Source organism: Pseudoduganella ginsengisoli, from assembly GCF_009720865.1.
Taxonomy (GTDB): Bacteria; Pseudomonadota; Gammaproteobacteria; order Burkholderiales; family Burkholderiaceae_D; genus Rugamonas; species Rugamonas ginsengisoli.
The window spans coordinates 157855-180816 of the sequence record NZ_WNLA01000012.1 but is presented as its reverse complement, the minus strand read 5'-3'; the positions used below and the strand labels follow the sequence as shown (position 1 = coordinate 180816).

General features: G+C 59.8%; 27 protein-coding genes and 1 pseudogene. 22 read left to right on the top strand and 6 right to left on the bottom strand.

Going from position 1 to position 22962, the window contains the following annotated elements:
* Window positions 1–17: 17 nt before the first annotated feature.
* From GM668_RS18035 to GM668_RS18025, 3 genes are all read left to right on the top strand, one after another.
* On the top strand, window positions 18–998 hold the full coding sequence (locus GM668_RS18035) for a ribonuclease Z (protein WP_155440331.1): 981 nt from the start codon (window positions 18–20) through the stop codon (window positions 996–998).
* A 121-nt stretch (window positions 999–1119) separates the two neighbouring features.
* Entirely contained in the window at window positions 1120–1569 is a 450-nt protein-coding gene (locus GM668_RS18030; RefSeq protein WP_155440330.1) for a cache domain-containing protein, read from the top strand.
* Window positions 1570–1661: 92 nt separating this feature from the next.
* Window positions 1662–2159, top strand: a complete 498-nt coding sequence (locus tag GM668_RS18025) for an arsinothricin resistance N-acetyltransferase ArsN1 family B (RefSeq protein WP_155440329.1) — start codon at window positions 1662–1664, stop codon at window positions 2157–2159.
* A 15-nt stretch (window positions 2160–2174) separates the two neighbouring features.
* Here GM668_RS18025 and GM668_RS18020 read toward each other — a convergent pair whose 3' ends face one another.
* Window positions 2175–2504, bottom strand: a complete 330-nt coding sequence (locus GM668_RS18020; RefSeq protein WP_155440328.1) for a type II toxin-antitoxin system RelE/ParE family toxin — start codon at window positions 2502–2504, stop codon at window positions 2175–2177.
* Window positions 2501–2773 carry a type II toxin-antitoxin system Phd/YefM family antitoxin gene (locus tag GM668_RS18015; RefSeq protein WP_170305694.1) on the bottom strand — a complete coding sequence of 91 codons (273 nt, stop codon included), beginning with the start codon at window positions 2771–2773 and terminating at the stop codon, window positions 2501–2503. The genes GM668_RS18020 and GM668_RS18015 overlap by 4 nt, the downstream gene beginning before the upstream one ends.
* 219 nt (window positions 2774–2992) lie before the next feature.
* Between GM668_RS18015 and GM668_RS18010 the strand changes: the two genes are divergently transcribed.
* The 6 genes from GM668_RS18010 (at window position 2993) to GM668_RS17985 (ending at window position 9059) form a co-directional block, all read left to right on the top strand.
* On the top strand, window positions 2993–4240 hold the full coding sequence (locus tag GM668_RS18010; protein ID WP_229499495.1) for a hypothetical protein: 1248 nt from the start codon (window positions 2993–2995) through the stop codon (window positions 4238–4240).
* 11 nt (window positions 4241–4251) lie between these two features.
* Window positions 4252–4686, top strand: a complete 435-nt coding sequence (locus GM668_RS18005) for a type 2 periplasmic-binding domain-containing protein (RefSeq protein WP_155440327.1) — start codon at window positions 4252–4254, stop codon at window positions 4684–4686.
* Window positions 4686–7376: a bifunctional diguanylate cyclase/phosphodiesterase gene (locus GM668_RS18000; protein WP_229499493.1), complete on the top strand. Its 2691-nt coding sequence runs from the start codon at window positions 4686–4688 to the stop codon at window positions 7374–7376. The genes GM668_RS18005 and GM668_RS18000 overlap by 1 nt, the downstream gene beginning before the upstream one ends.
* Window positions 7377–7458: 82 nt before the next feature.
* On the top strand, window positions 7459–8325 hold the full coding sequence (gene bla / locus GM668_RS17995) for a class A beta-lactamase (protein ID WP_155440326.1): 867 nt from the start codon (window positions 7459–7461) through the stop codon (window positions 8323–8325).
* Window positions 8326–8384: 59 nt separating this feature from the next.
* A complete protein-coding gene (locus GM668_RS17990) occupies window positions 8385–8591 on the top strand; it encodes a FitA-like ribbon-helix-helix domain-containing protein (protein WP_155440325.1) in 207 nt (68 codons plus the stop codon).
* Window positions 8592–9059: a type II toxin-antitoxin system VapC family toxin gene (locus tag GM668_RS17985; RefSeq protein WP_155440324.1), complete on the top strand. Its 468-nt coding sequence runs from the start codon at window positions 8592–8594 to the stop codon at window positions 9057–9059.
* Between the two features lie 8 nt (window positions 9060–9067).
* Here the strand turns inward: GM668_RS17985 and GM668_RS17980 are convergent, their stop codons facing one another.
* Window positions 9068–9382: a hypothetical protein gene (locus GM668_RS17980; RefSeq protein WP_155440323.1), complete on the bottom strand. Its 315-nt coding sequence runs from the start codon at window positions 9380–9382 to the stop codon at window positions 9068–9070.
* 102 nt (window positions 9383–9484) lie between these two features.
* A complete protein-coding gene (locus tag GM668_RS17975; protein ID WP_229499491.1) occupies window positions 9485–10423 on the bottom strand; it encodes an L-lactate dehydrogenase in 939 nt (312 codons plus the stop codon).
* Between the two features lie 78 nt (window positions 10424–10501).
* On the opposite strand from GM668_RS17975, the gene GM668_RS17970 reads away from it, so the two are divergent.
* The 7 genes and pseudogenes from GM668_RS17970 to GM668_RS17950 all read left to right on the top strand — a co-directional run bounded on the left by GM668_RS17970 (window position 10502) and on the right by GM668_RS17950 (window position 17877).
* The gene (locus GM668_RS17970; RefSeq protein WP_155440322.1) at window positions 10502–11923 is read left to right on the top strand and encodes an amidase; all 1422 of its coding nucleotides are present in this window, start codon (window positions 10502–10504) and stop codon (window positions 11921–11923) included.
* A 223-nt stretch (window positions 11924–12146) separates the two neighbouring features.
* The gene (locus GM668_RS30575) at window positions 12147–12299 is read left to right on the top strand and encodes a hypothetical protein (protein ID WP_170305693.1); all 153 of its coding nucleotides are present in this window, start codon (window positions 12147–12149) and stop codon (window positions 12297–12299) included.
* A gap of 230 nt (window positions 12300–12529) precedes the next feature.
* Entirely contained in the window at window positions 12530–14857 is a 2328-nt protein-coding gene (locus tag GM668_RS31775) for a methyl-accepting chemotaxis protein (RefSeq protein WP_170305692.1), read from the top strand.
* 63 nt (window positions 14858–14920) lie between these two features.
* Window positions 14921–15697, top strand: a pseudogene (locus GM668_RS31770) (MCP four helix bundle domain-containing protein); the annotation flags it as partial.
* Window positions 15680–17104, top strand: coding sequence for a methyl-accepting chemotaxis protein (locus GM668_RS17960; protein ID WP_371868726.1), 1425 nt, complete (start codon window positions 15680–15682; stop codon window positions 17102–17104). The pseudogene GM668_RS31770 and the gene GM668_RS17960, both read left to right, overlap by 18 nt.
* Window positions 17105–17164: 60 nt before the next feature.
* Window positions 17165–17533, top strand: coding sequence for a response regulator (locus tag GM668_RS17955; RefSeq protein ID WP_155440319.1), 369 nt, complete (start codon window positions 17165–17167; stop codon window positions 17531–17533).
* The gene (locus GM668_RS17950; RefSeq protein ID WP_229499489.1) at window positions 17530–17877 is read left to right on the top strand and encodes an STAS domain-containing protein; all 348 of its coding nucleotides are present in this window, start codon (window positions 17530–17532) and stop codon (window positions 17875–17877) included. The genes GM668_RS17955 and GM668_RS17950 overlap by 4 nt, the downstream gene beginning before the upstream one ends.
* On the opposite strand, the gene GM668_RS17945 is transcribed toward GM668_RS17950, so the two are convergent.
* Both GM668_RS17945 and GM668_RS31910 read right to left on the bottom strand, forming a co-directional pair.
* Window positions 17874–18578, bottom strand: a complete 705-nt coding sequence (locus GM668_RS17945; protein WP_443094196.1) for an integron integrase — start codon at window positions 18576–18578, stop codon at window positions 17874–17876. The genes GM668_RS17950 and GM668_RS17945 overlap by 4 nt on opposite strands.
* Window positions 18579–18584: 6 nt before the next feature.
* Window positions 18585–18866, bottom strand: a complete 282-nt coding sequence (locus tag GM668_RS31910; RefSeq protein ID WP_211923414.1) for a phage integrase N-terminal SAM-like domain-containing protein — start codon at window positions 18864–18866, stop codon at window positions 18585–18587.
* A 164-nt stretch (window positions 18867–19030) separates the two neighbouring features.
* Between GM668_RS31910 and GM668_RS17940 the strand changes: the two genes are divergently transcribed.
* The 6 genes from GM668_RS17940 (at window position 19031) to GM668_RS17915 (ending at window position 22956) form a co-directional block, all read left to right on the top strand.
* Window positions 19031–19438 (top strand): hypothetical protein, encoded by a 408-nt coding sequence (locus tag GM668_RS17940; RefSeq protein WP_155440318.1) that lies wholly within the window; start codon window positions 19031–19033, stop codon window positions 19436–19438.
* A 548-nt stretch (window positions 19439–19986) separates the two neighbouring features.
* A complete protein-coding gene (locus GM668_RS17935; RefSeq protein WP_155440317.1) occupies window positions 19987–20637 on the top strand; it encodes a hypothetical protein in 651 nt (216 codons plus the stop codon).
* A gap of 82 nt (window positions 20638–20719) precedes the next feature.
* Window positions 20720–20965, top strand: a complete 246-nt coding sequence (locus tag GM668_RS17930) for a hypothetical protein (protein WP_155440316.1) — start codon at window positions 20720–20722, stop codon at window positions 20963–20965.
* Between the two features lie 87 nt (window positions 20966–21052).
* Window positions 21053–21511: an SMI1/KNR4 family protein gene (locus tag GM668_RS17925; protein WP_155440315.1), complete on the top strand. Its 459-nt coding sequence runs from the start codon at window positions 21053–21055 to the stop codon at window positions 21509–21511.
* 283 nt (window positions 21512–21794) lie between these two features.
* Entirely contained in the window at window positions 21795–22094 is a 300-nt protein-coding gene (locus GM668_RS17920) for a hypothetical protein (protein WP_155440314.1), read from the top strand.
* 400 nt (window positions 22095–22494) lie between these two features.
* A complete protein-coding gene (locus GM668_RS17915; protein WP_155440313.1) occupies window positions 22495–22956 on the top strand; it encodes a hypothetical protein in 462 nt (153 codons plus the stop codon).
* Window positions 22957–22962 lie beyond the last annotated feature (6 nt).

Below are 22962 nucleotides of genomic sequence, written 5' to 3'. Positions count from 1 at the left end.
GATTGCTACAATGCGGCATGCTTAAGTTCACCTTTCTTGGCACGTCGTCCGGCGTGCCCACCATACGCCGCAACGTCACCGCGCTGGCAGTCCATGTCCCGAAAGGCCGCGACTGGTGGCTGGTCGATTGCGGCGAAGCCACGCAGCACCGCTTGCAGCGCACGCCTTTGTCTGTCCACGACATGGTGGGCATTTGTATTACCCATGTGCATGGCGACCACAGTTATGGCTTGCCCGGCTTGCTGGCCAGCGCGTCCATGACAGGGCGCAAGCGCCCGCTGATCCTGATTGCACCATTGGCAGTCAAGGCGTGGCTGGACGCGACATTGCTGCACACGGAATTGTTCCTGACTTTCCCGCTGATCCATATCGATGTGGCGCCGAACCAGCTGGTGCACGAGGAAGCGGGACTGATCATCGAGCGCCACCCGTTGTCGCACCGTTCGCCCAGCGTGGCGTTCCGTTTCGATGTCCATACCACGCGGCGCAAGCTGGACCGTGCTGCGCTGGCAGCGCACGGCGTTCCCGCTGGTCCGCTGTGGGGCAGGCTGCAGGCAGGCGAAGACTTGACGCTCGATGACGGCAGCGTAGTGCGGGCGGCAGACGTGTGCAGCGAGCAAACCGAACGCGCGGTGGCCGTCATTGGCGGTGATAACGATACGCCGTCGTTGCTGCAAGCCGCATGCGCGGACGCGCAAGTACTGGTCCATGAGGCCACGTACACGGAAGCCATTTTGCAAAAAGTGGGACCGGGACCGACCCACAGCTCCGTGCAGCGCGTTGCGCAATTTGCGGCGCAGCGGGGCTTGCCAAACCTGGTGCTGACGCACTTCAGCGCCCGCTACGATAACCCGGAAGGGATGGCGGAACTGGAAGCGGAAGCGCGCCTGCACTATGGGGGGAATCTTTTCCTGGCCAGCGACTTTGACCAGTATGAACTGGGGACCGATGGTGTGCTGAACAGGCTGCCGCCGCTGCCGCGCCACCGCAAAGCCTGACCCGCGCAGCGAGTCAAAGGGCCGCTGTTGCAGCGGCTGTGAATACGTACAATATCGTACTGATATTTACTCAGAGCAGCGTTACACTGTGTGAAATCCAATACTAAGGGAGACACAAATCATGAAATTTGCCGCTGCACTGATCTCCGCTGTCACGCTGGCCGCACCGTATGCCTATGCGGCTGACGATTCTGCCGCCGCTATTGCCATGGTCGACAAAGGTGTCGCCTACATGCAAAAGAACGGCAAAGATGCATTGATCAAGGAAGTCAACGCGAAGAACCCTGAATTCGTCACCGCCACCACGTACCTGACGGTGCGCGCGCCGGACGGCACGCAGCTGGCGCACCCCACGAATCCAAAGCTGGTGGGGAAAAACGCCGTACCGCTGCCGGATGCCGATGGCAAGCTGTTTCGCAAGGAAATCATCGACCGCGCGCAGAAAGAAGGCAAAGGCTGGGTCGATTACCGCTACAACAATCCGCAGACTGGCGTGATTGAAAAGAAAAGTACGTATTTCCTGAAAAACGGCGACGTGATCCTCGAAGCAGGGATCTATAAAGGCAAATGAAGGCGTGACCCCGGCCGCGATGGCCGGCATCAGTGCGCCGGCCTGGCGGTTGCTGGTAACATGTTGCCAACAAAACTTTATACGCCATCCCGATGAATCTGCGTGACGCCACTGTTGACGATGCCCCGGCCATTGCTGCCATCTACAATCCCTACATCATCGATACCACCATCAGTTTCGAGGAAGATCCGGTGCAGGATGATGAAATCGCGCGCCGCATCGGCGACGTCCAGGCGGCGGGCTTGCCATGGCTGGTGGCGGAGGAAGAAGGCGTGGTGATCGGCTATGCCTACGCCACCAAATGGCGCGTGCGGCACGCCTACCGGCATTCCGTGGAGAGCACCGTCTACCTGGCGCCGGCCGCGGCCCGCAAGGGCGTCGGCAGCGCGCTATACCAGGCATTGTTAGAGCGCTTGCGGGCGGGCGGCTACCATCTCGTCATCGGCGGCATCGCGCTGCCGAACGATGCCAGCGTGGCGCTGCATGAAAAGATGGGGTACGAAAAGGCGGCCCATTTCAAGGAAGTGGGCTTCAAGTTCGGGCGTTGGCTGGATGTGGGGTACTGGCAGAAGAAGCTGACGGCGGATTGATGCCGGCTTCGGCGCTCAAGCAGTGCGCAGGATGCGCTTTAACAAAAGGTTGCGAAGGTCTTTGCGGGAATCGCAGATGATGTGGAGATAGGCTACGTCACCCCGGATCTCATAGATGATCCGATTCATCCCACTAATAACTTGCCGGTATTGTATCAAGTTCAGGTTCGCAAGTTCGTCCGGAACTTTGCCACCTTCGGGGTAGGCGCGGATGATGCCAACGGATTCCTTGATTTTACTGTAGCTAGCCTGCCAGTTTTCCTTGCCAAAATTTTTGATGAGGTAGCTTCTCAAGTCCTTCAGATCGGATTCCGCGGACTCGAGAAGCTGGACGGTGACCTTCATTGCTGGTCGTCCTTATCCATTTCAGCAAATACATCTTCGGCGGAACGGAAGCGTCCCGCTTCGATTTCCTTATTCCCGAGTGCGAGAATTTTTAACAGGGCCAGAGTTTGTTCCTGTTCTTCGTAGGTACGGACATCCATCACGACGAGTTTGGCTTCGCCATTTTGTGTAATCAGCATCGGTTCGCGGCTTTCAGAAATATCTTTTACGATTTCCGCGGCATGGCTCTTTAGATAGCTGATTGGTTTGACCTGCGTCGACAGTTTCACGGTTGCGCTCCATTTGTTGCAGGGGGAGTCTGATTATAGTCCGAATTCAGTCTTGCTGGATGTTGCCCTTACCCGACACTCATTCCGCCCCATCCCTCATTTCTTGGTAGTTACCAATAATCCCCACGGGAAAGCTATAGACTGTTCCCGTGCACCGTACTAACGTAGCGCGGGTAGACATTCCTGGTGGCAACACGCCACCGTCATTCTTATTTAACAATGACACCAGTTGCCCGACAGTTCTTGAAATTGCTGGCGCTGCCGGCCCTTTGCGCCGCCATCCCCGCACTTGCGCAAAACGATGACAAATCAGCAAGCTGGTCGTTCCAGGGCTTTGGCAGCGTGGGCGCCGCGCACTCGACGGAAAAACAGGCTGATTACGCCGCCAATGTGCTCTACCCTGGCCAGGCGGGCTTCAGCCGCGACTGGAGTCCGGAAGTCGACAGCCGGCTGGGCGCCCAGCTTAGCGTGGATTTCAACAAGCGCTGGTCCGCCGTGCTGCAAGTCGTATCGGAGCGGAACCTGCAAAATTCATGGAAACCCGTGGTGGAATGGGCCAACGTCAAATACCAGGCCAGCCCGGAACTGAGCGTCCGCCTGGGCCGTATCGCATTGCCCATGTTCCTGGCGGGCGACTACCGCAAGGCCAGCTATGCGCTGCCGTGGGTACGGCCGCCCGTGGAACTGTATGGCGCGCTGCCGATTTCCGCCAGCGATGGCGTCGATGCCAATTACTTGTGGCACAGCGGCGGCTTGAAACACAGCACGCAAGTGTTTTATGGCTGGACCAGCCGCGAACTGGGGCCGGGCTACCGCGCCCATGGCAATGGCATTGCCGGCATTACGCACACCGTGACGTCGGGCGCGCTGATGGTACGCGGCGGCGTCACCACCAGTTCGCTCACTGTCGACGTGGGGCAGGAATTGTTTGCGGGATTGCGCCAGTTTGGTCCGGAGGGACAGGCGCTGGCAGGCCGTTACGAAATCAGGGACAAGCGGGTCCTTGTGGTCAACGCGGGCTTCAGCTATGACCCCGGCGACTGGTTCGTGATGGCCGAAGCGGGGCGCTTCAACTACAAATCCGCGCTGGGCGACTTTTACGGGATGTATGCCAGCGCAGGCGTCAGGCTGGGCGCATGGACGCCGTATGTGCAGGCTGGCACATCGCGTGCGCTGATGGATACGCGCATTGCCGGCGTACCGCTGGCCGGGTTGCCGCCCCCGGCGGCGGCCGTGGCGGGTTACCTGAATGGCTACCTGAACAGCTACCTGAGCGGCATTCCCCAGCAAGACAGCGTGGCGGCTGGCCTGCGCTGGGACTTCAGCCCCAGCATGGCGCTGAAACTGCAGTATGATCGGCTGCATACGCGTAACGGCTCGTCTGGCACGTTCATCAACGTGCAGCCGGGCTTCCGTTCCGGAGGGCACGCGGGCATAACCAGCGTGCTGCTGGACTTCGTGTTTTGACGGGGCAGCACATGCGACTGTCTACACTAGCTGGATTGCTTCTGGCGGCCACGTTGAGCGCCGTGGGCGCGTGCGCCCAGGCCGGCGAGCTGGTGGTCATTGTCTCGGCGCATAATCCCGTCACCACGCTGCGCGCCGACCAGGTGGCGGACATCTTCCTTGGCGAATCCATGCGCTTCCCGGACGGTGCGGAAGTCCAGGCGCTGGACCAGGCGCTCAATACGCCGCTGCGCAACGAGTTTTATCAAAAGGTCGCATCGCGCACGCCGGCGCTGATGAAAGCTTACTGGACCAAGCGTATCTTCACGGGACGCGGGCAGCCGCCGCGCGAGCTGTCCAGTTCCATGGCCGTGCGCAAGGCCGTGGCGGAAAACCCCGGCGCGATCGGCTACGTCGAGCGCGCGGCCGTCGATGCCAGTGTGCGCGTCGTGATGGTGGTGAACTGATGGACGCGCCGGCCGACATGCACGTTTTGCCGGCGCTGCTGGCCCGCCTGCGCCGCATGGCGCTGGAGACGTATGTTTCACTGCCGCTGTTTACTGTGTTGCTGCTGGGCGCAATCTGGACCACCACGCTGCATTTCAATGACAGTGAACTGGAAGCGGCGCGCAATGCGGCGGGCGATTCGCTGCTGGAATTGTCCGACACCTATGAAGCGCAAGTGGTGCGCAATTTGCAGGGGATCGAACAGACGCTGAAAGTGCTGAAGTACGCGGTGGAAAAAAAGGGCGCGGCAGGCGCGCTGCCGGAATTGCAGCAAAACGACTTGCTGCCGCCGGGCCTGGTCTTTGTCGTCAGCATTGCCGATGCGTCGGGCCGCATCATCGCCAGCAATCCGCCGGCCGAGCCGATATCCATCGCCCGGGAAGATTACTTCCAATACCACCGGCAGCGCCGCACCAATTCCACCTATATTGCGCAAGCGATGCGTGACCTGGCCAACAAGGACTGGCATTTGCACTTCACGCGCCGCCTCAATACGCCGGAAGGCGAATTCGCCGGCGTGGTGGTGGTGGAAGTCGATCCCGGCTATTTCACCAGCGGCTATGAGCGTGCGCGCCTTGGCGAGCAAGGCGTGCTGGGGCTGGTGGGCAGCGACGGCGTGACGCGCGTGCTGCGTGTGGGGGAGCAAAGCAGCTGGGGCCAGAAGATCGAACCGCTGCCAGCCAAGCCGGCAGGGATCGAGGCGCAGCCCAGTTCCTGGGATGGCGTGCGGCGCTATGCTTCGCTGCGGCCGCTGCCGCGCTACCAGCTGTCCGTGCTGGTGGGGCTGTCGGAACAAGAACAACTGGCGCCGGCCTACGGCAAGCGGCGCGAAAGGCTGGTCGAGGCGGGCGCCGCCAGCCTGGGCGTGCTGCTGGTGGCGGCGCTGGCGTGGTTCTGGATCTGGCAGGGCGCGCGGGCGCGGCGCCATATCCGGCGTGCGCAAGAGACGTATGCGGCGGCGTCGGAAGCGAATATGGATGCATTCTTCGTGCTGCGCGCCATGCATGATGAACAGGGCGCCATCACCGACTTCAAGATCACGACCGCCAACAGCCGCGCCGAACAAATGAGCGGCCACAGCAAACAGACCTTGCAAGGCCAGACCCTGTGCGACTGGCTGCCGCAGGCGCGCCACAACGGCATCTTCAAGGGACTGGTGCGGATTGCCAGGGAAGGCGGCGTGCTGCAGGAAGAGTGGGAAAACACGATGCCGCAGCTGAACGCGGGCTGGATCCATGCGCAAGTGGTGGGCGTGGAAGGCGGCGCTGTCATGATCGTGCGCGACATCACGGAGCGCAAGGAAGCGGAACACCGCATCTTCCACATGGCGCTGCACGACTCGCTGACGGGATTGCCGAACCGCAGCCTGATTGGCGACCGGCTGCAGCAGGCGATCGCCGAAGCGCAGCGCGAACATTGCGCCGTGCACGTGGCATTTATCGACCTCGATGGATTTAAGCTGGTCAACGATGGCCTGGGCCACACGGCGGGCGACTTGCTGTTGAAGGAAGTGGCGGGCCGCATGTCGGCCTGCCTGCGCCGGCACGACACGGTGGGCCGTTTTGGCGGCGACGAATTCGTGCTGGTGCTGCCGCAGCAAAAGAACGATATTTCACTGACCGCCTCGCTGCTGGAGCGGGTGCGCGAAGCGGTGATCGGCCCCGTGCTGCTCGATGAACAGGAAGTGCGCGTCAGCTGCAGTATCGGCGTGGCCATGTATCCGCGCGATGGCGACAACCCGGATACCTTGCTGATGAACGCCGATGCCGCCATGTACCGCGCCAAGGAGACGGGCAAGAACAACGTGCAGTTCTATACGCAGGAAATGAACAGCAGCCTGGAAGAAAAGCTGGCGCTGCTCGACGGCCTGCGCAAGGCGCTCGCTGAAAACCAGCTGCTGGTGGAATACCAGCCGAAGGCGGACCTGGCCAGCGGCTTGATTTTCGGCGTGGAAGCGCTGGTGCGGTGGCGCCATCCGGAGCGCGGTCTGATCCGTCCCGATATCTTCATTCCGCTGGCCGAAGAATGCGGCATGATCGGCGCCATCGGCGACTGGGTGCTGCAGCAGGCGTGCCAGCAGGCGCGCGCATGGCAAATGGCGGGGCTGCCGCCGATGACGATGTCGGTCAACGTGTCGCCGCGCCAGTTCGACGATTTGCGCCTCGTGGCGCGCGTGGCCGATGCGCTGCACGGCAGCGGGCTGGCGGCAGGCTTGCTGGAGCTGGAAGTCACGGAAAGCCTGATCATGCGCGACGTGGGACAGGCCGTGGCGAAAATGAGGGAACTGGAAGCCATGGGCGTTGCGCTGTCGATCGACGATTTCGGCACCGGCTATTCCAGCCTGTCGTCGCTGAAACGGTTCCCTATCAGCCGCCTGAAAATCGACAAGTCCTTCGTGCGCGACCTCGACTCCAGCGCGGACGACCGCGCCATTGCCCGCGCCATCATTTCGCTGGCTCATGAACTCGATGTGCGGGTCATTGCGGAAGGCGTGGAAACGGAGCAGCAGCGCGCGTTCCTGCAAACGAATGGCTGCGATGAAATGCAGGGTTATTTGCTGAGCCGCCCGGTGGCGCCGCAGCAGATTGAAGCGCTGCTGGTGCAGCAAATGGCGGCGGCGGAACAGGGTCGGTTCCAGCCAGCGCATTGAGCCGGCCGCACCAGCGCTGCATGGCGTGGATGCGTCGTGTATTTCTGCTATCATTCGGCGCTTTCACGAACCACCCGACGCCATGACCTATTCCGCCACCCGCCGTAATGTGTTACTGACCCTGGCCGCCGTGCCATTCCTGCCTTCAGCGTTCGCCGCACAATCCGCAACGGACAAGCTGGCTGCGCTGGAAAAATCCGCCGGCGGCCGCCTGGGCGTCGCCGTGCTCGATACCGGCAGCGGCAGGCAAGTGCTGCATCGCGCCGATGAACGCTTTGCGTTTTGCAGCACCTTTAAGACCATGGTGGCCGCAGCCATTCTGGCGCGCAGTGAAAAGGAGCCGGACTTGCTGGCGCGCCGCATCCGGTACACGCAAGCAGACCTGGTGACGTATTCACCGGAAACTGAAGAGCATGTGAAAGATGGCATGACGGTGGCGGAACTGTGCGAAGCCACGATCCAGGTGTCCGACAACAGCGCCGCCAACCTGCTGATGAAAGTGCTGGGCGGCCCGCCAGCCGTCACCGCCTATGCGCGCTCGATCGGCGACCAGCAATTCCGCCTGGACCGGTGGGAAACCGAACTCAATTCAGCCATCCCCGGCGACACGCGCGACACGACGACGCCCGCCGCCATGATGCAGTCGGTGAACCGCCTGCTGCTGGGCGATGCGCTGGCTGCGCCGCAGCGCAAGCAGCTGGTGGACTGGATGGTGGGGACGCTGACTGGCAATGAGCGCATCCGCGCAGGCAGTCCGGCTGGCGCCACCGTGGCCGATAAAACCGGCACCGGCGCCTACGGCGTCACCAATGATATCGGCGTCGTGTGGCCGCAGGGCAGGGCGCCGCTGGTGGTTGTGGTGTATTACGCGGGGCCAGACAAGGATAGCAAGGCGCGCAGCGACGTGGTTGCCACCGCCACGAAAATTGCGCTGGATGCGCTTGCTTGAAGAGGCGGTGTATTGGACTATAATGACTGATATCACTGATAGCATGAGCCCGTTAAACCATGTCACAGCTACTTGTCCGCGATATCGACGAAGAACTAGTCGAAGCCTTGAAGCGCGTTGCCAAGGCCCATGGCAGAAGTGCCGAGGCTGAGCATCGCGAAATTTTGCGCAGCCACTTGGGTGCCTATCCGAAAAAACGTTCCTTCAAGGAAGTTCTGGCAGAAATGCCATATTTCAACGACGACGACTTGTTCGACGTGCGATAGATGTATCTGATCGATACCAATGTCATTTCAGAGTTTCGCAAAGGGCGCCGGGCCAATGCCGGTGTCGTGGCATTCTTCGGAGCGGTGGACAGCAAAACTCTCTTTTTACCGGCACAAGTGGTGGGCGAAATCCAGGCGGGCATTGCCAAATTGCGCAGGCAGGGCAGTGGACAAGCACTTCGGCAGGCCGATGCTTATGAACTGTGGCTCGATAGCCTGATTTCCGAGTTTGGCGACCGCGTGCTGGAATTCGACATTGAAGCAGCGCGTACGTGGGGCATGTTCTTATCGAATGAAAAGAAAGACCCGCATACGATCGACAAGCAAATTGCCGCAATCGCCTTAATACACGGCCTTACCGTCGTGACGCGGGATGGCGGCGAGGCATTTAAGCATATGCCGAATGTGAAGTCCTTTAATCCTTTTACGGATGCACCGGTGGCGGACTCCCCGCGCCGGCGGCACTAATGCCGCCCTCAAGCTGCCTTGCGCTGCTGCTGCCCCGTCACCCGCGCGACTTTTTCCCGCGTCTGCGAAATGATCTTGTTGAACTGGTCCGCCGACACGCGGCTCAGTTTTTCCAGTGCCGAATTGATCACCGACATGCGGGCCTGGCCTTCCGCCAGGCAGGCGCCGGTTTCCACATGCGTCACGACCCACGAATTGTTGGCGGTGGACAGCGATTTGTGCACGGCGAACAGGTGGTCCTGGAACCGCGTGTCGATGACTTCGGCCGGGATGGTCCAGGTCAAGCCTTCATTGTCGACGATGGTTAGCTGAATAATTTTCATGGCTTTTTCCAAGGGAAATATAAAATGCATCGGAGCAATGCGATTATAGACACATTATTTCCCTATGGAAAGTTATTTTAACTGATAGTTGTTGAGGAATTATCAGTAGCCCAGCGCTGCAAGCGCGTCGCGGATCACCCGCGCGCTGGCTGCCAGCGCCAGTTGCTCGGTTTCCGATAAAGCTGGGGGAACGTGGAAGGCGCCGCCGTCCGCCCCCACCTGCACCGGCATCGACAGTGTGACGTCCGGTACGCCGTCGATATCGTGCCAGTGCGAGCTGACTGTCAGCACGCGTTTTTCATCGAACAGGACGCAGCGCGCCAGCATGGCCAGTGCGGCGGCAATGCCATAGCAGGTCGCTCCCTTGCCTTCAATGATGCGGTAAGCGGCGCCCCGCACATCGGCATCGATTTCCGCCATCGCGGTGTCATCCAGCCGAACGCCCTGCAGCGCGGCGAAGCGCTGCAGCGGCAAGCCCGCCACTTGCGCACCGGACCAGACCAGCACTTCCGAATCACCATGTTCGCCCAGCACTTGCGCATGCACGGAAAGCGCTGCGACGCCAAGGCGTTCCGCCAGCAGGGCGCGGAAGCGGGCGCTGTCAAGCAAGGTGCCGGTGCCGATGACACGCCCGGGCGGCAGGCCGGAGAGGCGCATGGCCACGTGCGTCATGATGTCCAGCGGATTGGTCGCCACCAGCAAGATGGCGCCGGGTGCGGCTTGTACGATGGGCGGCACGATGCTGCGGAACACAGCGGCGTTGCGCGCCAGCAGTTGCAGGCGGGTTTCGCCGGGCGCCTGGCTGACGCCGGCCGCGAGGATCACCAGCGCGCAGTCCTGCAAATCGCCGAACCCGCCGCAGCGTACCCGCAGCGGGTGGCAATACGGCGTCGCATGCAGCAGGTCCAGGTGCTGTGCTTCACTGAGCGCGGCATTGTGGTCGACCAGCACGATTTCACTGCCGATGCCCTGGTTAATCAGCGCGAACGCGGCAGTACTGCCTACGGCGCCAGCCCCGACAATGCCGATCTTCATGTGCATGGCAGCTCCTTTATCACGATGTGTTGATAGTGTCGGAGTTGCAAGTCATAATTTCTTTGATCTGGATCAAAACAGCCTATGACACGACCTGCCCACTTACAACCCGACGCCGTGGCCTTGCGCATGATGCTGGACCACGGCGAACTGTCGGCCGCCCAACTGCTGGAACGCCAGCTGGCGCGGCTCGACGCCACCCAGCCCACGATCAACGGCGCCACCGCGATCTTGCGCACGCAAGCACAGCAACAATTGGCGCAACTGGACGCCATGCCAAGGGGGCCGTTATATGGTTTGCCCTGTTCGGTCAAGGAAACCTTCGGCATCGCGGGCCATAACGTGACAGCCGGCTCCATGCGCATGGCGCCGCAAATGCATGCACAGGACTCGGCCGTGGTGGCCAGGCTGAAAGCGGCAGGCGCCATCGTGATCGCACGCGGCAATGTGCCGGAATTCGCCATGACTGGCGAAACCACCAATCCCCGCTTTGGCCGCACCAGCAACCCCATCGATCCGCAGCGGGTGGCAGGCGGTTCATCGGGCGGCGATGGCGCCCTGGTGGGTTCGGGCGCGGCCGTGTTCGGTCTCGGATCCGATATCCTCGGTTCGATCCGCATCCCTGCCGCATTTTGCGGCGTGGTGGGCTTTAAACCCTGTTCCACGGCTGTCGATGGCGCCGGCACCTGGCCCACGGTAACGGGAGAAACCGCGAATTGGCTCGGCATCGGCCCGCTGGCGCGCAGCGTGCGCGACGCGCGGCTGGTGTACGGCGTGATTGCCGAACAGGCGCCGCCACCGCCGGCAACGGTGGCCGGCATGCGGCTGATCGGACCGGACGGCTTTCCTTTCCGCGTCGAGGACGCGGCCATCAGCCTGGCGCTGGCGGCCGCACAGCGCGCGCTGCTCGATGCCGGGTTGCGCGCCGACGGCAGCGGCAAGGCCGCGTTTGCGGACGTGACGGGGTTATTTTTCAACGTGCCCGCCGCCATCCTGCATGACAGCGCCGATGAGTGGCGGCGGTTGCTCAGTTCGCCGGAAGCGGGGCCGTTCAATGTGTGGGGCGAGGCGCTGCGCCAGTTGACGGGACGCGCCACCATCGACCGCGGCTTGTTCCTGTGGCTGCTGCAAGACGCCACGCTGGCGCAAGCCATCAAGCCGCACAGCGTGTCCGCCGCGCGCAAGCTGGCCGCCACGTTTGAACAGGCGCGCGCCCGCTACCGGGCGCTGCTGGGGAATGATGGCGTGTTGCTGTTGCCGCCGCTGGGTATGCTGGCGCCCCGGCACGGGGCCATGAACCGCAAGACGCTGCGCCCCGGACCGAATGGGCTGGTGACGCCGATTACGTTTTGTAATTACTGTGATTTGCCCGCGATTTCCATTCCTGCATGGAAATACCAGGACCGTGCCACGGGATTGGCGCCCGCTGTCATGCTGGCTTGCGCGCCGGGCGCGGAGGGGCGCTTATTTGATGCGGCGGCCGTGGTGGAAGCGGCGCTGAATTAAATCTTTGTCGTTACGGACGGGGCGGCGTTGCGCCGCCGCGACGGCGACTGGATGTTACAAATTTGGGCTAATGAAAGAGCCGTTTCCGGTCGCTAATACAAGCAAGCGCACTTAAAGCTGCAACAGCGCCGCGAACCTGGTCTTCATTGACGTATTCCGCGTCCCGGCACAAGCGCACCATGTCTCTGTACCGCAGCAATACAGTGACCGGCAGGAGGCCATCATGACCCAGCACACCCACACCACGCATCCGTCCAAGGAAGCCGTCCGCGCGCTGATGGAACGGCGCCGTACCGAACAGTCTCCACCGCCCGCTCCAGAGCGTATCCGCGAGCAATTGGGATGGTGGCTGATCCCTGCTAACAAATTGGCATGACTGTTAAAAAGAAAATGACTGTTGGTGCGGATTTAATAGGCCGCGCCACCAGTGTGACATTTCGATAGAATCTTGAGCGGCATCAATGTGCATAATGATTTCCAGGAGTTGCTTTCTGGAATAAAGTTGCACCAGAAAAAGGCCGCCACGCCCCCGCGTCCCTGTTGCTCCGTTTAGCGATGCCTTCGCGGCATTCGTCCTCACGTGTTGTGTTTAACAGGGATACAACCATGCTCAAGAATTTGAAGATAGCCGCTCGGCTAGGATTGGGGTTTGGCAGCGTTGTGGTGCTGTTGCTGATATTGGCTGTGGTCTCGGTACAACGGCTGGGCAGCGTCAACGACCAAACCAGACTGATCCTGGATGACCGCTACGTCAAATACGTGCTGGTGCAGGAAATCGTCAAGAATTCCCTCGATAATGCCCGCCAGTTCCGCAACATGCTGATTGCGAACTCGGAGGCGGAAGCGGAAAAAGCCCACAAGGCCGCCGAAGTCAACCGCGGCGAAATGGCGGAGCAGCTGGGCAAATTGCAGAAAATGGTCACCATCGAGCGTGGCCGGCAATTGCTGAAAGACGTCAACGACAAGCGCGCCCTGGTCGATCCCAAATACGAACAGTTCTATGACTTGGCCAAGCGCGACCGCAAGGCTGCCACGGATTACCTGCGTGGCGAACTGGTCCCGGCCAATGAAGCTTTTTGGGCAGCGCTGGAGGCGCTGGCGCAATTCCAGTCCGAGCTGATGGACAAGGCTGGCGGCGAGGCCAAAGAAACATACGAAAGCACGCGCACGCTGGTGATTACGGTCGCTGCCGTGGCGGTCCTGATAGCGATAGCAATTGCCGCACTGATTACCGTGGCGATTACCGGTCCGTTGCGCTCGGCAGTCGATGTGGCCCGCCGCCTGGAAGCAGGCGACGTCAGCATGCAGGTGGAGAAGGGCGGCAGGGATGAAACCGGGCAGCTGCTCAATGCCATGGGCAGCATGGTTGTCAAGCTGAACCGGGTGGTGGAAGGGCAGAAAATGGCTGTCACGGCAGCCAACCGGGGCGACTTCAGTGCGCGCATCGACGTGGCCGGCTTGCAGGGCTTCCAGAAAGACCTGGGCGATGGCTTGAACCAGTTGATGACGACCACCGGCGCCAGCGTGGCCGACGTGGTGCGCGTGATGAGCGCCGTGTCCGAAGGCGACCTCACGAAGTCCATCGACAAGCCGTATGAAGGCGCATTCGACCAGTTGAAGACGTACACCAACAGCACCATCGGCAAGCTGAACCTCGTGATTGACGACGTTGGCCGCGTCATGGGAGCGATTTCCGAAGGCGATTTGAGCCAGACTATTTCGCGCGAATACGAAGGTGCGTACGGCAACTTGAAAACGTATGCCAACAGTACCGTCACCAAGCTCAATATCGTCATCGAAGGCCAGCGCCGCGTGGTGGAAGCGGCCAACCGTGGCGACTTCACATCGCGCATCGATACGTCCGGCTTGAAGGGCTTCCAGAAAGAGCTGGGCGACGGCATGAACCAATTGATGTCCACCACGGGGGCATCGATCGATGACGTGGTGCGCGTGATGGGGGCGCTGGCCGAAGGCGACTTGAACAAGACCATCGACAAGCATTACGAGGGCAGCTTTGGCGAGTTGAAGTCGTATGCGAACAACACGGTGGCCAGGCTGTTGCAAGTGGTGACGGAAGTGAACCAGGGCGCCCAGGCGCTGGCCAGCGCATCGGACGAAGTGTCGGCCACGGCGCAATCGCTGTCGCAGGCATCCAGTGAGCAGGCGGCCAGCGTGGAGGAAACCAGTGCGTCGCTGGAGCAAATGACGTCGTCGATATCGCAGAATACCGATAACGCCAAAATCACCGATGGCATGGCGTCCAAGGCAGCGCAGGAAGCGGCGGAAGGCGGCGATGCCGTCAACGCGACGGCTACGGCCATGAAACAGATTGCCGCCAAGATCGGCATCATCGACGACATCGCCTATCAGACCAATCTGCTGGCGCTCAACGCGGCGATTGAAGCGGCGCGCGCTGGCGAACATGGCAAAGGGTTTGCCGTGGTGGCGGCGGAAGTGCGCAAGCTGGCCGAGCGCAGCCAGGTGGCGGCTGCGGAAATCGGCGAAGTGGCCAGCAGCAGTGTGGAACTGGCGGAGCGTGCCGGCCAGCTGCTGGGTCAGATGGTGCCGAACATCAAGCGCACATCGGACCTGGTGCAGGAAATTTCCGCTGCGTCGAATGAGCAGGCATCCGGCGTTGCACAAATCAATGCCGCCGTACTGCAGCTTTCGCAAACCACGCAGCAAAACTCGGCCAGTTCCGAAGAGCTGGCCGCGACTGCCGAGGAAATGAGCGGGCAAGCCGAACAGCTGCAGCGGACCATGGGCTTCTTCAAAGTCGATCACGGCGTACTTGGCATGCACGGCCATGTTGCCACGTTGCCGGCGCGCCGGGCCAACGGGCCGCGGGCGCCGCTGCGCCGTTCGTCCGACAGCGGCCATGCGAGGATGTCCGCCACGCCGGACGTCGATGAAACCCAGTTTGCGCGGTATTAAGCGCCAGTGTAGCGGCAATGCCATGGTGGCTAGCGGGACGTCATGTAGCTGAAAGGGGATGCGATGTTTGCAAATATGAAGATAGGCATGAAACTAATTGGCGGCTTTATCCTGGTCGCCGCATTCAGCATCGTGGTGGGCGCTGTCGGTATCACCAATGCCGGCAAGATCGACGAAGCGGCCGACCGCATGTATGAGATGGAGTTGATGGGCCTGTCTCATATCAAGGAAGCCAACATCAACCTGATTTATGTCGGCCGGGCCCGCGCCAACGCGCTGCTGGCCACGACCGAAGCGGAACGGACGAAACAGGCGGACATCGCCAACAAGGCGATTGCCACCATGAAGGACTACATGGACAAGGCGCGGCCCCTGTTTGTCAGCGAGCGCGGTAAGCAATTGTTCGTCACCTATAGCAAGCAAGTCGAGGATTACCAGCGTGCCAACGCGGCGGTATTCCAGATTGCCTCCTCGCGCGATTTGCAAAAGCGCGATGAAAACCTGGCGCAGGCCCAGGCCGCCGTGGGCACGGTAGCCACAGCGCTGGACGAACTGATGTCGGAATTGACGGATCAAAAGGAAGCCCGGGCCAAACAGGCGGCGGCCGACACGACCATGCTGTATGAAAGCAGCCGCAACCTGATGGTGGCCACGATTATCGTTTCAGTGCTGTCCGGCATTGCGCTGGGCTGGTTCATCAGCCGCAGTGTCACGCGCCCCGTCACGCAGGCCATGGAAGCGGCCGGCAAGCTGGCGGCGGGCGACTTGTCCATCCATATCGAAGCCAAGCATACCGATGAGACTGGCCTGCTGTTGCAGGCCATGCAAAGCTTGGTGGACAAAATGCGGCAAGTGGTGGACGGGCAAAAGCAGGCAGTGGCGGCCGCCAACCGGGGCGACTTTTCTGCGCGTGTCGATACCGCAGGTTTGCAAGGCTTCCAAAAAGAATTGGGCGATGGCTTGAACCAGCTGATGGCCACCACCGGCGCCAGCGTGGACGACGTGGTGCGGGTCATGGGCGCCGTGTCGGCGGGCGACTTGAGCAAGCAGATCGACAAGCCGTATGAAGGCGCGTTCGATGAGTTGAAAAAGTACGCCAACAATACCGTGGCCAAGCTGAACCAGGTGATCGAGAGCCAGAAACAAGTGGTGGAAGCCGCCAACCATGGGGATTTCACGGCGCGCATCGACCTGGCGGGCTTGCAAGGCTTCCAGAAAGACTTGGGTGAAGGCTTGAACCGCCTGATGGTGACGACGGGGGCATCGATTGACGACGTGGTGCGCGTGATGGGCGCACTGGCCGATGGCGATTTGAGCAAAACCATCGACAAGCACTATGAAGGCAGCTTCGGCGAATTGAAGTCGTACGCCAACAATACTGTGAGCAAGCTGCTGCAAGTGGTGACGGAAGTCAACCAGGGCGCCCATGCGCTGGCCAGCGCCTCGGAAGAAGTGTCGGCCACGGCGCAGTCGCTGTCGCAATCGGCCAGCGAACAGGCGGCCAGCGTGGAAGAAACCAGTGCGTCGCTGGAACAGATGACGGCGTCGATCACGCAAAACACGGATAACGCGAAGGCTACCGATGGCATGGCGGCCAAGGCGGCGCAGGAAGCGGCGGAGGGCGGTGGGGCGGTCGATGCGACAGTGGTGGCCATGAAGCAGATCGCCGCCAAGATCAGCATCATCGACGACATAGCCTATCAGACCAATTTGCTGGCGCTGAATGCGGCGATTGAAGCAGCGCGGGCCGGCGAACACGGCAAAGGCTTTGCCGTGGTGGCGGCGGAAGTGCGCAAGCTGGCGGAGCGGTCGCAAGTGGCGGCGCAGGAAATTTCCGAAGTGGCTTCCGGCAGCGTGCAGCTGGCGGAGCGTGCCGGCCAGTTGCTGGGCCAGATGGTGCCGAATATCCGCCGCACGTCCGACCTGGTGCAGGAAATTTCCGCCGCGTCGGAAGAGCAGGCGTCGGGTGTTGCGCAAATCAATTCGGCAGTGCAGCAGTTGTCGCAGACCACGCAGCAAAATGCGGCCAGTTCGGAAGAGCTGGCGGCCACCGCCGAAGAGATGAGCGGCCAGGCCGAACAATTACAGCGCACGATGGGCTTCTTCAAGGTCGAGACAGGCGCGTTCAATTTGCCGCAGGTGGTGCGCAAAGGCGCCGCGCCGCGTGCATCGACCCGGCGTGGCACGGCCAGCTTGTCGCGCTTTATGCCGGCCGGACCGGATGAAGCGCATTTCGCGAATTTCTAGTGGCGGAGGGCGCACTGTGACGCTCTCCAGTGTGGTGTAGCTACTCTTCGGGAGGAAAGCATGGGAAAAACCATCATGGTCATCGATGACTCGGCTTCGCTGCGGCAAGTCGTGGGGATTGCGCTGAAAGGCGCGGGATATGACGTTGTGGAAGCAGTGGACGGCTCGGACGCCCTGCATAAGCTGCCGGCGCAGAAAATCAACCTGGTGGTCTGCGACGTCAACATGCCGGTGATGGATGGCATCACGTTCGTCAAGGAGATCAAGCAATTACCGAACTATAAGTTCACGCCGGTCATCATGCTGACGACGGAATCGCAGGAATCGAAAAAGAAGGAAGGGCAGGCCGCCGGCGCGCGCGCCTGGGTCACGAAACCATTCAAGCCGGACGTGCTGCTGGGCGCGATCCAGAAACTGGTGCTGCCATGAATGCGCGCGCAATGCAGGCTGTCGATGAAGACGGCGTGGATGTCGGGGGCGGGATGGATGTCGGCTACGTCGCGCTGGAAGGCGAGATAACCATCTACCGGGCGGCGGAAATCAAACACATGCTGCAAACGGAGCTGAAGCGCTGCGCCGTGCTGGAAGTGGACCTGGCGGGCGTGACCGACATCGATAGCGCGGGCATTCAGGTGCTGATCCTGGCCAAGCTGATGGCGCGCGATGAAAGCCGGGAATTGCGGCTGGTGCATCACAGCGATGCGGTCCGGGATGTGTTTGAGCGGCTGGCGCTGGGGCGGTGGTTTGGGGATGTGTTGCCGGTGGCGCTTTAAGGGGCGGGGCGGAGAAGGGGCAATGTCTGGTCCAGCGGGCTGATGACGCTGCGGCCGCCCCGGTTCAGCACATGGGTATAGATCATGGTGGTGCTGACGTCCTGATGCCCCAGTAATTCCTGAACGGTTCGAATGTCATAGCCTGCCTGGAGCAAGTGGGTGGCGAATGAATGGCGCAGTGTATGCGGCGTGGCGGGCTTGGCGATGCCCGCATCACGCGTAGCCTGGCGCATTGCGCGCTGAACAGCCTTCTCATCGGCGTGATGGCGCCGAACCGCACCGGAGCGTGGATCTGTCGACCGTTTAATCGACGGGAAGGCATATTGCCATCCCCACTCGCGTGCTGCGTTGGGGTATTTGCGGGCCAGTGCGAAAGGGAGATAGACCTCGCCATAACCTTCCGCAAGGTCAGTACAGTGCAGGGCATGAACTCGCAGCAAGTGCTGCTGCAGTGCTGGGATGACAGATTCGGGCAGCACCGTTACGCGGTCCTTGTTGCCTTTGCCTTCTCTGATCAAAATTTCGCGGCGGCTGAAATCGATATCCTTCACGCGCAGCCGCATGCATTCCATGATGCGCATACCGCTGCCGTAGATCAGTCGCAGCATGAGCCCGGGCGTGCCGTCCAAGCGAACCAATATCCGCTGGACTTCTTCTGTTGTCAATACAACTGGCAAGCGCCGGGATGCTTTGGCGCTCACCACGCCCTACAGCCAAGGGAGGTCGATGGCTAACACTTCTTTGTAGAGAAAAAGCAGGGCGCTGCGGGCCTGGTTCTGGGTAGATGCGGCTACCTTGCCCGCGACTGCCAAGTGCGTGAGAAATGCGGTGACGTGGGTGGCGTTCAGCGTCGAGGGATGTTGGGGATTATGGAACAGAATGAAGCGCCGTATCCAGTCCACATAGCTAGCCTCGGTGCGAATGCTGTAATGCTTGAGCCGGATTTTGTCCCGCACCTCGTCTAGTAGTTTCGGCTTGCCAGTGGACATAGTGCCTCCGGAGGTGGGTTTGGGTTTTGTGAATGGGGTGTGCTAAACTCGAATAACTATTTGATAATAAAGAAAAGGCACTGCGTTTCTGATGCGAATTCTCAAGAGGTGTCGGGAATTAACGCACCTGATGGGGTGTCTACTTCACGTTGGCGTATTAGCGTTTGCTGAAAGCGGGCCGCTACTCAGTGCTTGGCGCTGGATTGGGTGGTTATTTCCCTCCCGTGACTTCCGGAAACGTTTCGTCCCGTGGTATCTTTCTGGCAACGGTGAAGGTCGGCTTTTCTGCGCTGGCAATTCTCGCGCCTTGGTCTCGCTTCGCTCCTGGTCGCACTGTTGTCGGCCCTGGCGGCATTGGCCTGCTTGGCCGCGGTTTGCGTTTCGTCCTGGTGCGCTGGTGCCAACAGGGCATTCCAGCCGACGGCTACGCCGCGGCTGAATTTTCACGTTGGCGTGTGATCTGCATCGTGAATGCGGGCGCTTGCTCAAGGCGTGGTGCTGGGCCGGTGGCTAATTTACTTCCGTGGCTTTCGGAAATGTTTTTGCCTGTGGTATCTTTCTGGCAACGGTAAATCTTTGCTTTTCTGCGCTGGCTATTCTGGCTGTCGAGGTTTTCGGTAGCGTTTTGGCGCTTGTCATTTTGGTTGCCGGGCGTCGCTTCGCTCCGGCTTGTGCCGTGTTGTCGTGGCTGCGTTTTATTGCTGGGGTGTGCTGCTTGTGGTCTGCGGTCTTTCCGCGCCAACAGGGCATTCCAGCCGACGGCTACGCCGCGGCTGAATTTTCACGTTGGCGTGGATAAGGAGCGGCATTGAATTCATTGGCTACGCTTGGCGTTTGGTGTCGCGGCGGTGCAAACGTTGAGGCTACGCTTTGCGTGCGGGCTTCCGGCGCCGCTGGCTTCGCCACTGGGCTTAGCGCTTCGTTCGTTGCGGCGCGTATTGGTGTGGCAGCGCGCGGCGCTTGGTTCGCTGGTCGGTTTGCTGCTGCGGCTTCGGCTGCACTCGTCGCGGGGATGCTGGCGCCAACAACGCGCTCAACCCCGCTCCCTTTGGTCGCTGGACGCTGCGCGATAAAGCCGCGCAGCGCCGGTTAGCGTGACACGTTGGGTGTCATAAAAATTATGAACGAAGCCACTGATCTGAAGTTGGAGGACACGAAGCTCTTCACTCTCTATTTCCATGAACTCTGGTGGCTTGCACACGCCATCAAGACGAAGGCTGAGAAACTGTTTGACGAGGCCAAGGTTCCTGACAACGGCTACGCCATGCAAGTAAGCCCAGAACTCCACTCATTGATTGCTTCAATCCTATCCGACGCAGCAAATCTCAAAAAGTTGTTGATTACTGCGAGCGCTCGGCTAAATGGGAAATCCGGCCGCCAGTATCGGTTGCGCAAAGCGCGTGCCGCAGCGCTTAGAGCACTCACATCAAACGTGCCACTCAAGGAAATGCTCAACGCCAAGGTCAGAAATACGCTTGAGCACTTCGATGAATACCTCGATGAAGCAAACGTTTCGTTATCCCAAGGAAAGCTGCCTCCTTCACCGATGGCTGCTTACAATATGGTTATTTCCCACTGGGAAGTCTTCGATCCTCCTGTGTATCCGATAAGGCTATATGTGTCGGTTGAGCGAAAGTTCTACAACATGAAGTGGAGCGTCGATATCGATGCGATTTACAAAGAGGCATCTGCTCTGGTTGACTGCCTCGCCCTTTACCTCAAGTTTGCTAATGGCGAGGGACCGGGCGGTCTCATGCTGCGGCTCGGCTGAAGTAATGTCCAACCCATCATTCCACCGGACCTGCGCAAAAAAACGCGCAGTCCGGTGAATTCAAACGTTGGGAGGCTACTGTTTGAGCGAAGTACGTGTAATCGGAAAGCGGACTTACGAGATCATTTTCGGAAGCGATGTGATCCGAAATGGCGTTTACCTGGAGCTCTCCGACCGGACTGGGCCGCAGATTGAAGTAATGGCCGAAGTGTTTTTTTATGACGAGGAAGGACGCGTGGTTTTTACTTCGCACAAGGATGAAATTCCGTACAACCTTATCAAGTGGCTTCATGAAGCTGTCGCAAAAGAGGATTGGCCAGTTGAATAATCCTACTGGCCCAACCATGCATTCCACCGGACCTGCGCGAAAAGCCGCGCAGTCCGGTGAATTCTCACGTTAGGCAGGAGAGGATTTGTGACTGCTGAGACAGCCCGTGAATCAGTATTACTGCAATTTGAGAACGCTATAGGTGCGACTCTTCCAGATGCATATAGGATTTTCCTGGTTTCCACTGGTGGCGAGACGCCGAAAATGAATTCATTCCCGCTCGGTAGCGGCGTCGACGCGTGGGAGACAGAGGTTTCGTTCTTCGGGCTACAGACCGGGGCATATTGTTTGCACTCGGTACCTGAAAACTTCAAAGAGTACGCTGGACGAATACCTCATCATCTCGTGCCCATCGGAATCGACCCTGGCGGCAACCTGATTTGCTTGTCAATCGCCGAAGACAGGTGCGGGCAAATTTTTTTCGCGGATCACGACTACTTCTCCTATGATGGCGATGAACCGACGGATGACGGAGTCGAATTCCTAGCAAGTTCTTTCGAAAGTTTCTTCGGGAGCCTTCGTGACTATTCGGACGAATGGAAATGAGTCTTTTGCCCAACCTTGCGGTCAACTGGACTGCCAGCACGCTGCGCGTTCCGGCAGCCAGTTTCCTTGAACGTTAGAGCCCATAAATATGTTGTCTAGATCACTTGAGAAACTGTCATACGCGGAATTGGAGACATTTCCTGTCTGGGAGTTTGTGCCGGAATCAGCACATTGGGATGAAACATGGGTTCGACCGGTACAGCTCCTTCCAGTTCGTTCGCTTTCGGGCCGCTTGGTCGCAAGTCGTGTTCAGCTTGCAAACGGCCGGAAGGAATTGGCACTCTTGGGCAACGTTGAACTGGAAGACCCGCAACAGAACGAACACTTCATGACCCTCAGCCTTGTCAAACCGAACGGCGAATCGTTCGACTTAGCTCGCTATCAAGATGTCAATTACGAAAAGTCGGGTCCGTTGGCGCTTGCGCGGTTCCTAGGCTTGCAGCTAATCGATGTGTTCCCCATCGCGTATGACATCTCAGAGGTTGTCAGCGGCCCGGCAGAAAGCGTACGCGGTGTCATTCTGCATGAGCCCCAGGTCCAGCTATCAGAGGCAGAACTAATCGCAATGGCGGTGGGGGGCTGAATGGGTTCTAACCTTCAGTTCCAGTGCACGCCTGGCGGCGCCACTGAACCGGCACGTTCGGCAGATCTAGAAACGAAAACTATATTGATGGAGTTCCGATGACTTGTGCATGCGGCTGTGGCGGCAGACCAGCTAATGGAATGTTCTTACCCGGCCATGATCAGAAGCTACGCGCTGACCTTGAACGTCGCGTTGGCGGACTTATTCAGCTTCGCATGCTAGTCGAAGCGGCGGAGTATTTCGTTGACGGGAGCATTAAGAGCTCGATGTTTAATAGCATGGTCAAAGACCTTTTCGACATGAAGGAGTCGTCGAAATGATGGCAATGGCCGAACCAAGCATTCCAGCCGACGCCTTGCGGCGCGGCTGAATTTGGCACGTTATGCGTCAGGAGCAAATATTGGTACGCACAGATAAGCTGACCAAATTGGTTGCTGTATATGACCAATTTCACGAAGCAATTGCGCAGCTCGATGACCCTGCTGCAAGACGTCTAGTTGAGAACTGGGCCGAAATCCGGCACCGATATGTCGAGCCTGTTGGGGCTCCCCGCTCTGCATTCGCGTCTGGTATGGAGCAAGGACTTCGGGAGACGCCAATGCTTTTACGCTCCATTCACCGCGAGGGGCGGAAGTTGGCGGCACAGGCGTTAGCAGTTGCCACATCGGCGCACTATCCAGATTTCCTTCAGAAAGATGCCGAACGGCTTTTCAAAATAAAGGCGCGTGGCTCCATTCGTGGTGAGAACGAGTATTACCTGGTTCGCCACCATGTCGACCTTCTGGAGGAAGATCCAACCCAGAGTGAAGAGCTTAAATTGCTTTGTTCATTGGTAGGTAAGTTCGAAGCTCGCGGCAAATGAGCATAA